The sequence below is a fragment of the Rhodoferax sp. U11-2br genome (assembly GCF_018619435.1).
In the GTDB taxonomy this organism is placed as follows: domain Bacteria; phylum Pseudomonadota; class Gammaproteobacteria; order Burkholderiales; family Burkholderiaceae_C; genus Rhodoferax.
On record NZ_JAHFZF010000001.1, the window covers coordinates 246,813 to 261,036 of the forward strand.

A 14,224-nucleotide genomic window follows, 5' to 3' on the forward strand; every position below is an offset into this window, starting at 1 on the left:
GCTTGAATCACTTTATAGTCCCTGCGCAGCAACATGATGTAGATCAATTTTTGCCTTATTCCGGCGACAGATCTGCACGGGTTGAACAACACAAGGCCAACCACTTGAAGGACCCCATGGACATCCTGCTACAACTTGCCGTCATCCTCATCTGCCTGTTTTATGGCGCACGCAAAGGCGGCGTGGCGCTTGGGCTGTTGGGTGGTATTGGCATCGTCATCATGACCTTTGTCTTTGGCTTGACCCCGGGCAAACCACCGGTGGACGTGATGCTGACCATCATCGCGGTGGTGGCGGCATCAGCCACGCTGCAGGCCTCGGGCGGGCTGGAGGTGATGCTGATGGGGGCTGAGAAGCTGTTGCGGCGCAACCCCAGATACGTGTCGATCCTGGCGCCCTTCACCACCGCCACATTGACCATTCTGTGCGGCACCGGCCATGTGGTCTACACCATGCTGCCGATCATTTACGACATCGCGATCAAGAACGGCATCCGCCCGGAGCGACCCATGGCGGCCTCGTCGATTGCCAGCCAGATGGGCATTCTGGCCAGCCCGGTGTCGGTGGCCATCGTGTCGCTGGTGGCGTTTCTGGCCAAGGTGCCGGTTGACGGTCACATCATCGACTTCATCCAGGTGCTGTCGATCACCATCCCGTCGACTTTGAGCGGGGTGCTGATGATTGGTATCTTCAGCTGGTTCCGCGGCAAGGATCTTGAAGACGACCCGGTGTTCCAGGCACGGATTGCCGACCCGGTGCAGCGCCAGATCGTCTACGGTGACAGCGCCACACTGATGGGAAAAATCCTGTCGCGTGACCAGTGGATCGCCATGTGGATCTTCATCGGCTCGATTGCTGTCGTAGCGATCATGGGCGCGTTTCCGGTGCTGCGCCCGCTGGTGAACGGCAAACCGCTGTCGATGGTGCTCAACATCCAGATGTTCATGCTGCTGGCCGGTGCCCTGATCATTGTGCTGACAAAAACCGACCCAACCACCATTGGCAAGACGGAGGTGTTTCGGGCTGGCATGATCGCTGTGGTGGCGGTGTTTGGCATCGCCTGGATGGCCGACACCGTGTTTGACGCGCATCTGGAAGAGCTCAAGGTGGTGCTGACCGAACTGGTCAGAACCCAGCCCTGGACCTACGCCGTGGCGCTGTTGCTGGTCTCCAAACTGGTCAATTCGCAGGCGGCGGCCATCAGCGCCATGGTGCCGGTGGGTTTGGCCATTGGTGTGCCACCGGGATACATCGTGGCCTTTGCGGCGGCGTCTTACGGCTATTACATCCTGCCCACCTACCCGAGCGACCTGGCTGCCATCCAGTTTGACCGCTCCGGCACCACCCACATCGGCAAGTATGTGATCAACCACAGCTTCATCCTGCCGGGCCTGATTGGTGTGAGCACCTCCTGCCTGGTGGGTTACCTGCTGGCCAGTCTGACCGGGCTGATTTGAGTCGGCCAGGGTGATGGCGGGTCGCCCCATTGGTGACCACGCGGCGCCTGACTTGGCAGTCCGGCACATCCGGTGGGTGACAAACACCTGCCCGAGCGGGCGGTAGAAAGCAGCTAGACTGAGCGGCCCTTCGGCCCCACCAGGCACTTTGCCGTCTTGGTCGTGCCACTGCTTGATCCCCTTCGCTTTTTCTGCCTGAGCCCTCCGTGAACGACACCTCTGCGCCCGCCACCCGCCGCCCGATCCGCGAACTGCCCGACGAACTCATCAGCCAGATTGCCGCTGGCGAGGTGGTGGAGCGGCCCGCCTCGGTGGTACGTGAGCTGGTCGACAACGCGCTGGACGCTGGCGCCAGCCAGATCACCGTGCGGCTGCTGGCCGGTGGCGTGCGCCTGATCAGTGTGGAAGACGACGGCAGCGGCATCCTGCCCGAGGAGTTGCCGATTGCGCTCAAACGCCACGCCACCAGCAAGATCGGCAGCCTGGCCGACCTGGAATCGGTGGGCACCATGGGCTTTCGCGGCGAAGCTCTGGCCGCCATTAATTCGATAGCGGATTGCGCAATATTATCAAGGGCTAGCGGCCAAAATCACGCTTACCTGCTGGAAGGCCAGACTGGTGAACTCAAACCGGTGGCTCGCACCACCGGCACCACGGTCGAGGTCAAGGAGCTGTTCTTTTCAACGCCTGCACGGCGCAAGTTCCTCAAAACCGATGCCACCGAGCTGGCGCACTGTGTGGAAGCGGTGCGCCGCCACGCACTGGCCCGCCCCGATGTCGGTTTTGCCATCTGGCACGAAGGCAAACTGGTGGAGCAATGGCGCCGCTGTGGTGCGCCCGACAGCTTGCCCGCGCTGGAGCAGCGCCTGGCCGATGTGCTGGGCAGCGATTTTGTCAAGCAATCGGTGTGGGTGGACTACGCCAGCAGCGCCCAAGCCGACTACGCGCCACGCATCAAGGTCTGGGGCCGCGCCGGTGTACCCGATGCCGCGCGCTCCAGAGCCGACCAGCAGTTTTGTTACGTCAACGGCCGTTTTGTGCGCGACAAGGTGGTGACCCACGCCGCCCGCAGCGCTTATGAAGACGTGTTGCACGGCCACCGCCAGCCGGTCTACGCGCTCTACATCACCATGGACCCGACCCGCGTCGACGTGAATGTGCACCCGACCAAGATCGAGGTGCGCTTCCGAGACAGCCGCGACGTGCACCAGGCGGTGCGCCGCGCGGTCGACAGCGCGTTGGCAGCACCACGTGCCGGACAGGCTGGTGGCAGTGAAGCTGCACCAGCAGCTTGGTTGCAGCCATCGGCTCAGTCGCCCGTCGACTCGGCACCTGCCCCTGGTACTTATATATCAAATCAGCCTCTAGCCCTTATGCCACAAGGGCAGAGAGCTATGTATTTCGAATCACCCGTGGGTCACCGTGTCAGCGACCTGGGCGCACTGTGGGACCGCCCGGCAGACCCGTCGCCGCTCAGCAGCAATGCCGCCCCGGCCGACAGCACATGGCCAAGACCCGCCAGCTCTGCCCCCATCTCCACGCAGCCCGCCGCAACGCTTGCGCCCGCCACCTCGGATCACAGCGCCACGGAAGCCCCGATCTGGCCGCTGGGCCGCGCGCTGGCACAGTTGCAAGGTGTCTACATCCTGGCCGAAAACACCCAGGGCCTGGTGCTGGTGGACATGCATGCTGCACACGAGCGCATCGTCTACGAACGGCTCAAGAACCAGTTTGCCAGTCAGACCCCCGATGGCAGCACACCCCGACTGGCCAGCCAGCCGCTGCTGATCCCCGCCACCTTTGCCGCCACCCCCACCGAGGTCGCCACCGCCGAGTTACATGCCAGCACGCTGGACACCCTGGGCCTGGAGATCACGCCGTTTTCTGCCAAAACCCTGGCGGTACGCGCCGTGCCGACCACGCTGGCGCAGGGGGACGCGGTGGAGCTGGCGCGCAGTGTGTTGGCCGAACTGAGCCAGCATGACGCCAGCGGCGTCATCCAACGCGCCCACAACGAGCTGCTGGCCACCATGGCCTGCCACGGCGCGGTGCGCGCCAACCGGCGTCTGACCCTCGAAGAAATGAACGGACTGCTGCGCCAGATGGAAGCCACCGAGCGCAGCGACCAGTGCAACCACGGCCGCCCCACCTGGCGCCAGATCAGCATGCGCGAACTCGACGCGCTGTTCTTGCGGGGACGCTGAGCCAGCCGCAGATGGCTTGGCGAGCAAAGACGGGCACGCCCAGAAATCCGGGCGGCAGAAGAAGCGGTTGAAGCTGGGGAAAACGCCGGGGTTGTGCGCACTCTGTGCTACCCCAAAGAGCGGCAGCCCTCAAGACCTCCAAAATTGGGTTGCCAACCACGTCCCCAAGCTAGGTGTTTTCACCTAGATCACGCAGAATTCAAGGGTTTCCCCTAATAAGCAAACGATTGCGCAATCGTTTGCGGTCGTAGAATTTGCTTCGAAGATGTCAAAACTGCATGTATCTCTCCATGTGTCGTCTTCACCCGGTCGGTGACCGATTGCCAGTTACAACTTATAGGAGCACCTCTCATGAAATTTACCCGTCGCGCAGTACAAACAAGCATTGCTATTGGTTTGTTGGGTGGACTGTTTGCCACACCCGTCTTGGCACAAGACAAGCCCAAAGTGGCGCTGGTCATGAAGTCATTGGCCAACGAGTTCTTCCGCACCATGGAAGACGGAGCCAAGGCCCACAACAAGGACAACGCGGGCAAGTACACCCTGGTCTCCAACGGCATCAAGAACGAGACCGACACAGCCGCCCAGATTCGCATGGTGGAGCAGATGGTTGCCCAAAAGGCCAATGCCATTGTGATTGCCCCGGCCGACTCCAAAGCCCTGGTGCCAGTGCTCAAGACAGCCATCGACCAAGGCATTCTGGTCGTCAACATTGACAACAAGCTCGATGCCGACGCTCAAAAAGAAAAAGGCATCCAGATCCCGTTTGCTGGCCCAGACAACCGCGCGGGCGCCAAGCTGGTGGGCGACTACCTGGCCAAAACCCTCAAGTCAGGTGACAAGGTCGGCATCATTGAAGGTGTCTCCACCACCTTCAACGCCCAGCAGCGCACCCTGGGTTTTCAGGACGCGATGAAGGCTGCCGGTGTAACTGTGGTCGGGGTGCAATCGGGCAACTGGGAAATTGACAAGGGCAACGTGGTGGCCTCCGGCATGCTGCGTGAACACCCTGATCTGAAGGCCCTGCTGGCTGGCAATGACAACATGGCTCTCGGTGCGGTGGCTGCCGTCAAGGCCGCTGGCAAAACCGGCCAGGTGATGGTGGTGGGTTACGACAATATCAATGCCGTCAAACCCATGCTCAAGGATGGCCGCATGCTGGCCACTGCCGATCAGTACGGCGCCAAACAGGCGGTGTTCGGTATCGAAATCGCTTTGAAAGCGCTGGCCGAGAAGAAAAAGCAATCGGAAATGCCTGCCGCCATCCAGACCGATGTGGTGTTGGTGACCAAAGACAGCAAGTGATCCTGGTCAAGCTGTGACCGTGGCACAAGCCAAGCCGCCCGTGGGCAAGACCACGGGCAGCGCTCTGGCCTGTCCACGGTGTGCCACAGCCAACGCCACGCTGCACAACAACCTCTCGCAACTTTGACATCAACACAGGCCAAGCCATGCCGCCTTCCAACGCCACCCCAGAACCCGTCCTGACGATCCAGGACGTGGGCAAAACCTACGTCACCCCGGTCTTGCAGGGGGTGAGTCTGAATTTGTTTCCTGGCGAGGTGTTGGCCCTGACCGGGGAAAACGGTGCTGGCAAAAGCACCCTGGCCAAGATCATTTGTGGGCTCGAACCGGCCAGCCAAGGCACGATGCAATTGGCGGGTCAGGTGTATGCACCCAACTCGCGGCGCCATGCCGAGAGTCTGGGTGTGCGCATGGTGATGCAGGAGCTCAGCCTGATCCCGACCCTGACGGTGGCCGAAAACCTGCTGCTGGTGGACATCCCTAACCGGGGCCGGTGGCAGGCCAACTGGATTGAGCGCGATCGCCTCAATGCTCTGGCGACACAACAACTGGCCAAAGTCGGCATGCAGGCGATTGACCCCAACACCCTGGTGTCAGAACTGGGCATTGGCCAACAACAGATGGTGGAAATCGCCCGCAACCTGCAGGACGACACCCGTGTGTTGATTCTGGACGAACCCACGGCCATGCTCACACCGAGTGAGACCCACCACCTGTTTAAACAGATCGCGCGGCTCCAGTCCCAGGGTGTGGCCATCATTTATGTGTCGCATCGGCTCGAAGAGTTGAAAGCCATTGCCGATACCCTGGTGGTCTTGCGCGACGGCAAACTCGTCCAAGTCTGCCCGATCAGCAGCGTCACCGAGGACGACATCGTTCAGCTGATGGTGGGACACGCCGTTTCCCAGGATCTGGACCGGCCACGTCGGCCACGCGGCAATCTGCTGCTCCGTGCCGAACACATCGGCCGGGGCCGTTTGGTGAAGGACATCAGCCTCGATCTGTATGCCGGCGAGGTCTTGGGGCTGGCGGGTCTGGTGGGCAGCGGGCGCACTGAAGTTGTGCGGCTGTTGTTCGGCGCCGACCAGAACGAACATGGCGACATCACGGTGTATGAGAACGCCCCCGGACAACCGGTACGGGCCAAGGTCAAACAGTGGGCCGCCCCGCTGGCGGCGATTGCCGCTGGTATTGGCCTGATCACCGAGGACCGCAAATCGCAGGGCTTGCTGCTGGGCCAGCCGATTCGGGTCAACACCACCTTGAGTGACGTGGGGTCGGTGTCCAAAGCGGGCTGGCTGCAACGCACCTGCGAAGTCAACATCGTCAAAGCCTTGATTGACCGGCTGTCGGTACGCTGCAACTCCATGGAGCAAGCTGTGGGCACCCTGAGTGGTGGCAACCAGCAAAAGGTGATTGTGTCGCGCTGGCTGCACCGCAACTGCGATGTGCTGCTGCTCGACGAACCCACACGGGGGGTGGACGTGGGCGCACGGGCGGACATTTATGCCGAGTTGGAGCAGATGGCCCAGTCCGGCAAGGCCTTGCTCATGGTCTCGAGTGATCTGCGTGAACTGATGCAGATGGCCGACCGCATTGGTGTCATGAGCAACGGCAAGCTGATCAAGATTTTTGAGCGGGGGCAGTGGACGGAGAAATCCCTGCTGGCCGCCGCTTTCAACGATACCCATCAACCCGTGGCGCCGATGGCGGCCTGAACCCAACGCCCCTGTGCACCACTTTCACGATCCTCTGTTATGACCACATCCATCCAACACAAGACCGCTGGCGCCGCGCGCAGCCAACTGGGCACCTACCTGGGACTCGCAGCGGTCCTGCTGGGCATGGTGATCTTTTTTGGTAGCCTGAGCGAGTACTTTTTCAGCGCCGCCACCTTCCTGGCCATTGCCAATGAAATCCCGGCCCTGCTGGTGATGTCGGTGGGCATGACCTTTGTGCTGATCATCGCCGGCATTGACCTGTCGGTCGGCTCGGTCTTGGCGCTGTCTGCCGCCGCAGCGGCCAACGCCATCCTGCAGTGGCATTGGGGCAGTGTGTCGGCGGCCTTGCTGGGCCTGGTGGTTGGTTTGGCCTGTGGCGCCTTCACCGGCTGGATCTCCGTGGCCTGGCGACTGCCCTCCTTCATCGTTTCTCTGGGCATGCTGGAGGCCGTGCGGGGTGGCGCCTATGTGTTGACCGACTCGCGCACCCAGTATGTGGGCAACGCCATGGCTGGCTTGGCCGTGCCTTGGGTGGCCGGTATTTCCAGCGCGTTTTTCATCGCGGTGGTGCTGGTGTTTGTGGCCCAAGTGGTGCTCACCAAAACCGTGTTTGGCCGTTATGTGGTGGGCATTGGCACCAATGAAGAAGCCATGCGTCTGGCCGGTATCAATCCCAGCCCGATCCGTATTGCGGTCTTTGCGGCCACCGGTTTGCTGGCTGGCTTGGCTGGCTTGATGCAATCGGCCCGATTGGAAGCCGCCGACCCGAATTCGGGCACCGGCATTGAGCTGCAGGTGATTGCGGCGGTGGTGATTGGCGGCACCAGCCTGATGGGTGGCCGTGGTTCGGTGATCAACACCTTTTTTGGCGTGCTGATCATTGCGGTGCTGGAGGCTGGCCTGGCGCAGATCGGTGTGAGCGACCCGAGCAAACGTATCATCACTGGTTGTGTGATTGTGATCGCGGTGATCATCGACACCTTGCGCCAGAAACGCGGCGCTGCCGCCTAGAACCTATTTTTTTCGCCGATGGCCTCCATCAAAGACGTTGCACAGAGAGCCCGGGTGTCCACCACCACGGTCTCCCATGTGGTGAATCGCACCCGCTTTGTCAGTGACCCGGTGCGCCACGAGGTGGAGGCCGCCATTCGCGAACTGAACTATGTGCCCAGCGCGGTGGCACGCAGCCTCAAGAGCAACTCCACCAAAACCATTGGCATGTTGATTCCCAACTGCTCCAACCCGTACTTCGCCGAGATCGTGCGCAGTGTGGAGGATCATTGTTTTGGCGCGGGTTACACCCTGATCTTGTGCAACACCGATGACGAGCCACACCGGCAGAGTGCCTATCTGCAGGCCCTGACCGAGAAACGCATCGACGGCATGATCATCATCTCCACCGGGGAAGGCAAGGACTTTCAGCGCATGCTGCACGGCCTGCCCATCCCCATGGTGCTGCTGGACCGCGAAATTGACGAGGTCAACTGTGATCTGGTGGAAACCGCCCACTTGCAAGGTGGTCTGATGGCCACCGAACACCTGATTGGCCTGGGACACCGGCGCATCGCCTGCCTGGCGGGGCCGGCGAATCTGAACTCCAGCGCCCAGCGCATTGAGGGTTGGCGCAGCGCCTTGGCCAAAGCTGGTCTGGCGGCGTCCTCCGAGCTGCTGTGGCACAGCGACTTCACCAGCCAAGGCGGCTTCAACACCATGCAGGCCATTTTGGCCTCGCCACTGGCCCCCACAGCGGTGTTTGTGTGTAACGACCTGATGAGCATCGGTGCACTCAGTGCGGCCCACCAAGCCGGTATCCAGATTCCCCAGCAGATGTCCCTGATCGGTTTTGACGACATCGAGTTGGCCCAATTTGCCAGCCCGGCTCTCACCACCATCGCCCAACCCAAACAACGCATTGGCATTGCGGCGGTGGACATGGTGCTTGAACGCATCCAGGGCGGCCGGGTCCAGGCCCGGCAGCTGATCCTGCTGCCCGAACTCATTGTGCGCAATTCCACCACCGTGGTCCGCCCAGACCACTGACTCCCCCCTCTCCACCATGACAGAAACACCACCCAAAGTCGTTTGCCTAGGCAGCTTGAACATGGACCTCGTGATTGCGGTGCCGCGTGCACCCGCCGAGGGCGAGACGGTTCAAGGCGATTCCATCCGTTATGTCCCCGGCGGCAAAGGCGCCAACCAGGCCGTGAGTTGTGCGCGCCAGGGGGCAAACGTCAGCATGCTGGGCCGCGTCGGGCCAGACCACCATGGCCAGGTCCTTTGTGAAGCGCTCCAGCAGGACGGCATTGCGGTGCATGGGGTGCTGGTGGACCCCGAGGTCGCCACCGGTGTGGCCATGGTGATGGTGGAAGCCAGCGGACTCAACCGCATTGTGGTGATTGCTGGCGCCAATGGCCAAGTTTGCCTCGACGAAACCCAGTTGGCCCAGGCGCTGCGGGATGCGCAATTCCTGATCATGCAGTTTGAGGTGCCGATGCCGCAGGTGATACAAGCGGCCCGGGTGGCGCGCAGCCTGGGTTGCCAAGTGGTGCTGAACCCCTCACCGGCCCAAACCCTGCCAGAAGAGCTGTGGCCGCTGGTGGATGTGATGATCGTCAACGAAACCGAGGCCCACTTCTTGACCGGGCTGTCACCCGACACCGACCCCAAAGTGGCCGCAGAAGTGGGCCGCCAGTTGCGCAGCAAAGGTGTCTCCCAGGCGGTTGTGACACTGGGTGCCTTGGGGGCTGTGGCCACCGATGCCGGTGGCAGCACCTACCACCCGGCACCTAAAGTCAAGGTGGTGGACACCACCGCAGCGGGCGACACCTTTTTGGGCGCGGTCACGGTGGCCTTGGCCAAGCAGCACAGTTTGGCCGCCAGCGTGGACCTGGGCATCAAGGCGTCCACACTGTGTGTCCAGACCATGGGTGCCCAGCCGTCGATCCCGACACTGGCACAAACCCAACAGAATTTGTCCGTTCCACCCTGGATGTCTTTATGAAACGCTCTGCCCTGCTCCACGCCGAACTCTCCCACCTGATCGCCACCATGGGCCACGGCGACATGCTGGTCATTGGGGATGCCGGTCTGCCGATCCCGGTCGGACCCAACGCACCCCAACGCATCGACCTGGCCGTGACACTGGGCACACCCGGGCTGGCAGAGGTGCTCAAGGCGGTGTTGTCCGAACTGCAGGTTGAGCGCACGGTGATTGCCACCGAAGCCTTGACCGCAGGCCAGCCACCGGCCTGGTACACCCAACAACTGAGCCTGGCGCCCCAGACCATGAGCCACGAGGCCTTCAAAAAGTTGTGCGGCAGCGCACGCGCCATGGTGCGCACCGGTGAGTCCACCCCGTATGCCAACATCATCCTGGTCTCCGGCGTGACGTTTTGAAGCCTGGGTGGCCAACACCACCCTGTAACCCAAAAGAACCTCGGCGCAGGGTTCTGCGGCCACCAAACGCGGCTATGCTGGCCGGGCGCCCAGGCCTTGTTCGGCCGGGCGCCTTTCATGCGCACTGACCACTCCGCTTTTTACACCTCCCTGTTCCTCTCGCGCCTGGCCGACCAGATTCTGCTGTTTCTGGTGCCGCTGGTGGTGTTCCAGGTTACCCAAAGCACCGCCTGGTCGGGTGTGGCCTTTTTTGTCGAGACCTTGCCGCGTTTCCTGTCGTTTCCGATCTGCGGCGCGCTGTGTGACCGGATCTCGCCCTTGCGTTTGTTGCGCATCAGCCAGATGGCCCGCGCGCTGGCCTGTGTCCTGGGTTGCATCGCATCAGGCCTGACCGGTCAGGTCGCCTGGCTGGTGGGGGTGTCGGCGGTGTGTGGGGTCTTGACCACCCAAGGTTTGATGGCGCGTGAGGTGATGCTGCCCCAGGTGTTTCGCGGTGCCCGCACTGAGAAAGTCCTGGCGCATGCCCAGATTGCCGACCAGCTGGGCATGGTGCTGGGGCCGCTGCTGGCGGCGCTGGCACTGGCTTCGTGGTCCTGGGTGGTGGTGCTGGGCGCCACAGCGGTGCTGTTTGTGGCGGCGGACGCTGCGATGGCCGTCTGGCGCCGGGTCAGCCCGGTGCAACTGGTCGAGCCGAAGCAGGCCCACCCGCTACAAGACATGCACTGGTTGCGCCCCTACCAGACAGCGCTGACCCAGGTGCTGCGTTTGCCCGGTTTAAAACAACTGATCGTGCTGGCGGCCGGGGTCAACTTGGTGGTGGGGGTCACGCTGGCAACCTCGGCCGCGATGGTGACCGGGGCGCTGCAGCAGTCCAGCAGTGACTACGCCCTGCTTCAAACCGGCGGCGCCATCGTCACCGTGCTGATTCTTCTGGTGATTGCGCGGGTGTCCTTGCCGCTGGGGGCCATGGGGCTGGGCGCCTACCTGGCCATCCTACTGGGCGCGGTGGCCACCGCCGTCTCTGGTGGGCCATGGCTGTATGCGCTTGGGTTTTTGATGGTGATTGGGTTCGACAAGATGTTCAGCGTCTACATCCGCACCCGCCGCCTGCAGGTCATTCCGGCAGCAGACCTGGGCAAAACCACCGGGCTGATTGTGCTGCTCAACAATGTGACACAACCCGTGGCGGGTTTGGTGGTGGGCCTGTTTGCCGGGCCGTCCCATGCCCAAAGTGTGATCTGGGCCATGGCGGCTGGCATGGCGCTGCTGGGCGGTGTGGTCCTGGGCCTGGAGCGCAGGCAGCGGCGCCGCCCGGATTGATGCGTCTTTTTGGCCTCCAGCCCTTATTTCATAAGGGCTTATCGCTATCTCTAGCAGAGCAAAGTGCTCTGATGCAACGCGCCATTAAGCACAGCAGCCCAGGCCGCAAACTCCCCACACATTCATCTTAAAATCAGTCCCCTTCCCGCCTCCATCAGCGCAAAGCGCTATCACTTTTGATATCCCCACTACAACACCTTTTCCGCCACCCGGCGTCGCGTACCCGTTTGTCCACCGAACTGCGGGGTCTGTGGCAGCTGGCCTGGCCGATACTGATCGGTCAACTGGCCACCGTCGGCATGGCCGTGGTCGACGTGGCCATGGCCGGCCACGCCTCGGCGCAGGATCTGGCCGGTGTGTCGCTGGGTGTGTCAGTCTGGAACATGCTCATGATCACCCTGATGGGCTTGGTGATGAGTGTCAACCCGATGGTGGCGCACCAGGTGGGCGCGGGTGACCTGGCCGGTGTGCCACACATCGTGCGCCAGGCGCTTTGGAAAGCGCTGGGCGTGGGGCTGATCGCACTGCTGCTGGCCCATGTCACTACCGCGTTGTTTGACCACATGCTGCTGGAGCCTTATGTGCGCGACCTGGCCAAGGCTTTTGTACAGATCACCAGCGCGGCCCTGCCGCTGTTTGCCTGTTACCGCGTGTTGTACGGTTACAGCACCAGCCTCAACCAGACCAAGCCGCTGATGGTGATTGCGCTGCTGTCCTTGTTACTCAACATCGGTGTCAACAGCCTGCTGGTGTTTGGCACGCTGGGGTTCCCGCGCCTGGGTGGCCTGGGTTGCGCCTGGGCCACGCTGGCCACGGTAGCGTTTAACCTGCTGGCGCTGGTGTGGTGGATGCACCGCTCCCCAGCCTACCGCAGCACCTGGCCGCTGGGCCAGTTTGAGCCGCCGCACTGGGCGCAGATCAAAAGCCTGCTCAAGCTGGGCCTGCCGATTGGCGTCACCCACTTTGCCGAGAGCAGCGCGTTCAGCCTGATTGCGCTGCTGATTGCCGAATTTGGCAGCACCCAGATGGCGGCACACCAGATTGCGCTGAACTTCACCTCGCTGGTGTTCATGGTGCCACTGAGTGTGGGGCTGGCGCTGCTGACCCGGGTCGGGCAATCACTCGGCGCTGGCGACGCGGTGCTGGCGCGTTACCAAGCCTGGGTCGGCGTGGCGGTGGGGCTGGTGTTTGCCACACTCTCGGCCCTGCTGATTGCGCTGCTGGCCAAACCGATTGCCAGCGCCTACACCGGTGATGCTGCGGTGATCAGCCTGTCGGCGCAGTTGTTGTTGCTGGCCGCGGTGTTCCAGCTCTCGGACGCGACCCAGGTCATCACCAGCTGCGCGATCCGTGGTTACAAGGTGACACGTTCACCGATGGTGATCCACCTGACCGCGTTCTGGGGTTTTGCCCTGCCACTGGGCTACGTGCTGGGCCTGGCACCCAGCTGGTTTCCCTGGCGGCCGACGGAAGCCATGGGGGCACAGGGTTTCTGGATCGCGCTGATCCTGGGCCTGACGATTGCCGCGCTGGGGCTGGTGGTGTTGCTGCGCCAGGTGGCGCGTGCCCACCTGCGGGCCTGAACCTGGCCCCCTTCACTGCCTTAGCGTGGTGTCAGCCCCGTCGAACGCGAGCGCTCATCCATCTCGCCCAGATGGGCGGCCAGTGAGTTGCCGGACTGCTCCACCGCCAGACGCAGCGCACGCTCAAGTTGGTCCAGGCGGGCCTCCAGCGCAAGCTTGGTCTCACGGTCAGTCACCGCCAAACGTTTGAATTCGATGTCCAGAAACCCACGCAGCTCGGTAAACCGCGAGGCCTCTGCTTGGTCGGCCAGCTTGCGGTTGGACTGCAGTTCCTTGGCATGGGCACGCGCATCAAACATCACCGTGCTCTGCAGGTACAACACATAAACCAGGAACACCGCCACCACCACCCCCATCAGCGCCAGAAAAATCAGGCCCAAGGGCGCCTGGATGTCAATCACACCCAGCGACAGCGGCGTGGGTGCGAGGATCACCGACCAGTTCAACACGGTAAAAGCCGCCACCGCCAGCAAAGCCAGCAACACCGAGAGGGTTCGTAATTTCATCGAAGGGTTCCTTTCAAAGAGCGCCCGGCACCAAACACAACGGCCTGCACCTGCGTCAGCAGGTCAGGCCGTTGGCTGCGGCTGGGCAGCGCTTCAGTGTAGCGGCACGCCGGTTTTTTCCTGCAATTCGTCCATGCTAACCCCTGGCGCGCGCTGCACCACCTTGAGGCCGTGGGGGGTGATGTCCATCACCGCCAGGTCGGTGATGATGCGGTCCACCACACCCACACCGGTCAGCGGCAGGGTGCAGTCGGGCAGGATCTTCAGGTCAAAACTGCCGTCCTTTTTCTTGGCCACGTGTTCCATCAGCACCACCACACTTTTGACACCACCGACCAGGTCCATGGCACCGCCCATGCCCTTGACCATCTTGCCCGGAATCATCCAGTTGGCCAGGTCACCGCGCTCACTGACCTGCATGGCCCCCAGAATGCTCAGGTTGATCTTGCCACCCCGGATCATCGCAAAGCTGTCGTGGCTGCCAAAAATGCTGGAGCCCGGCAGCGTGGTCACGGTCTGTTTGCCGGCGTTGATCAGGTCGGCATCCACCTCGTCCTCGGTCGGAAACGGGCCAATGCCGAGCATGCCGTTTTCACTCTGCAGCCAGACCTCGATGTCCTGGGGCACAAAGTTGGCCACCAGGGTGGGCAGCCCAATGCCCAGGTTCACATAAAAACCGTCCTGCAACTCCTGGGCCGCGATGGCCGCCATTTCCTCGTGTGTCCAGGCCAT

12 protein-coding genes are annotated in these 14,224 nt (G+C 62.3%); 10 read left to right on the top strand and 2 right to left on the bottom strand.

The features are described from left to right. The first annotated feature begins 116 nt into the window (after window positions 1-116). From KKO72_RS01120 to KKO72_RS01165, 10 genes are all read left to right on the top strand, one after another. Window positions 117-1,457 carry an anaerobic C4-dicarboxylate transporter gene (locus KKO72_RS01120; RefSeq protein WP_214934580.1) on the top strand — a complete coding sequence of 447 codons (1,341 nt, stop codon included), beginning with the start codon at window positions 117-119 and terminating at the stop codon, window positions 1,455-1,457. Window positions 1,458-1,663: 206 nt separating this feature from the next. Beyond that, window positions 1,664-3,661 carry a DNA mismatch repair endonuclease MutL gene (gene mutL / locus KKO72_RS01125; protein ID WP_371736794.1) on the top strand — a complete coding sequence of 666 codons (1,998 nt, stop codon included), beginning with the start codon at window positions 1,664-1,666 and terminating at the stop codon, window positions 3,659-3,661. Between the two features lie 351 nt (window positions 3,662-4,012). Further along, entirely contained in the window at window positions 4,013-4,966 is a 954-nt protein-coding gene (locus tag KKO72_RS01130) for a sugar ABC transporter substrate-binding protein (protein ID WP_180131174.1), read from the top strand. 146 nt (window positions 4,967-5,112) lie between these two features. Further along, on the top strand, window positions 5,113-6,684 hold the full coding sequence (locus tag KKO72_RS01135) for a sugar ABC transporter ATP-binding protein (protein WP_214934584.1): 1,572 nt from the start codon (window positions 5,113-5,115) through the stop codon (window positions 6,682-6,684). 39 nt (window positions 6,685-6,723) lie between these two features. Further along, the gene (locus tag KKO72_RS01140; protein WP_078365973.1) at window positions 6,724-7,698 is read left to right on the top strand and encodes an ABC transporter permease; all 975 of its coding nucleotides are present in this window, start codon (window positions 6,724-6,726) and stop codon (window positions 7,696-7,698) included. An 18-nt stretch (window positions 7,699-7,716) separates the two neighbouring features. Continuing rightward, window positions 7,717-8,727 (top strand): LacI family DNA-binding transcriptional regulator, encoded by a 1,011-nt coding sequence (locus tag KKO72_RS01145; RefSeq protein WP_214934587.1) that lies wholly within the window; start codon window positions 7,717-7,719, stop codon window positions 8,725-8,727. A gap of 16 nt (window positions 8,728-8,743) precedes the next feature. Continuing rightward, window positions 8,744-9,688: a ribokinase gene (gene rbsK, locus KKO72_RS01150; RefSeq protein ID WP_214934590.1), complete on the top strand. Its 945-nt coding sequence runs from the start codon at window positions 8,744-8,746 to the stop codon at window positions 9,686-9,688. Continuing rightward, the gene (gene rbsD / locus KKO72_RS01155) at window positions 9,685-10,083 is read left to right on the top strand and encodes a D-ribose pyranase (RefSeq protein ID WP_078365976.1); all 399 of its coding nucleotides are present in this window, start codon (window positions 9,685-9,687) and stop codon (window positions 10,081-10,083) included. Before rbsK ends, rbsD begins: the two co-directional genes overlap by 4 nt. A 117-nt stretch (window positions 10,084-10,200) precedes the next feature. Next, window positions 10,201-11,403, top strand: a complete 1,203-nt coding sequence (locus tag KKO72_RS01160; RefSeq protein WP_214934593.1) for an MFS transporter — start codon at window positions 10,201-10,203, stop codon at window positions 11,401-11,403. A gap of 227 nt (window positions 11,404-11,630) precedes the next feature. Further along, the gene (locus KKO72_RS01165) at window positions 11,631-12,986 is read left to right on the top strand and encodes an MATE family efflux transporter (RefSeq protein WP_251140366.1); all 1,356 of its coding nucleotides are present in this window, start codon (window positions 11,631-11,633) and stop codon (window positions 12,984-12,986) included. A 20-nt stretch (window positions 12,987-13,006) separates the two neighbouring features. On the opposite strand, the gene KKO72_RS01170 is transcribed toward KKO72_RS01165, so the two are convergent. Continuing rightward, window positions 13,007-13,492, bottom strand: a complete 486-nt coding sequence (locus tag KKO72_RS01170) for a LapA family protein (RefSeq protein ID WP_214934596.1) — start codon at window positions 13,490-13,492, stop codon at window positions 13,007-13,009. Between the two features lie 93 nt (window positions 13,493-13,585). Continuing rightward, window positions 13,586-14,224 (bottom strand): 3-oxoacid CoA-transferase subunit B, encoded by a 639-nt coding sequence (locus tag KKO72_RS01175; RefSeq protein WP_214934599.1) that lies wholly within the window; start codon window positions 14,222-14,224, stop codon window positions 13,586-13,588.

Bases quoted from the DNA above. Each gene is read 5' to 3' on its own strand.
- KKO72_RS01145 (WP_214934587.1), top strand. From the start codon at position 7,717: ATGGCCTCCATCAAAGACGTTGCACAGAGAGCCCGGGTGTCCACCACC.
- KKO72_RS01170 (WP_214934596.1), bottom strand. From the start codon at position 13,492: ATGAAATTACGAACCCTCTCGGTGTTGCTGGCTTTGCTGGCGGTGGCG.
- KKO72_RS01130 (WP_180131174.1), top strand. From the start codon at position 4,013: ATGAAATTTACCCGTCGCGCAGTACAAACAAGCATTGCTATTGGTTTG.
- KKO72_RS01135 (WP_214934584.1), top strand. From the start codon at position 5,113: ATGCCGCCTTCCAACGCCACCCCAGAACCCGTCCTGACGATCCAGGAC.
- rbsK (WP_214934590.1), top strand. From the start codon at position 8,744: ATGACAGAAACACCACCCAAAGTCGTTTGCCTAGGCAGCTTGAACATG.
- KKO72_RS01175 (WP_214934599.1), bottom strand. From the start codon at position 14,224: ATGGCCTGGACACACGAGGAAATGGCGGCCATCGCGGCCCAGGAGTTG.
- KKO72_RS01120 (WP_214934580.1), top strand. From the start codon at position 117: ATGGACATCCTGCTACAACTTGCCGTCATCCTCATCTGCCTGTTTTAT.
- rbsD (WP_078365976.1), top strand. From the start codon at position 9,685: ATGAAACGCTCTGCCCTGCTCCACGCCGAACTCTCCCACCTGATCGCC.
- KKO72_RS01140 (WP_078365973.1), top strand. From the start codon at position 6,724: ATGACCACATCCATCCAACACAAGACCGCTGGCGCCGCGCGCAGCCAA.
- KKO72_RS01160 (WP_214934593.1), top strand. From the start codon at position 10,201: ATGCGCACTGACCACTCCGCTTTTTACACCTCCCTGTTCCTCTCGCGC.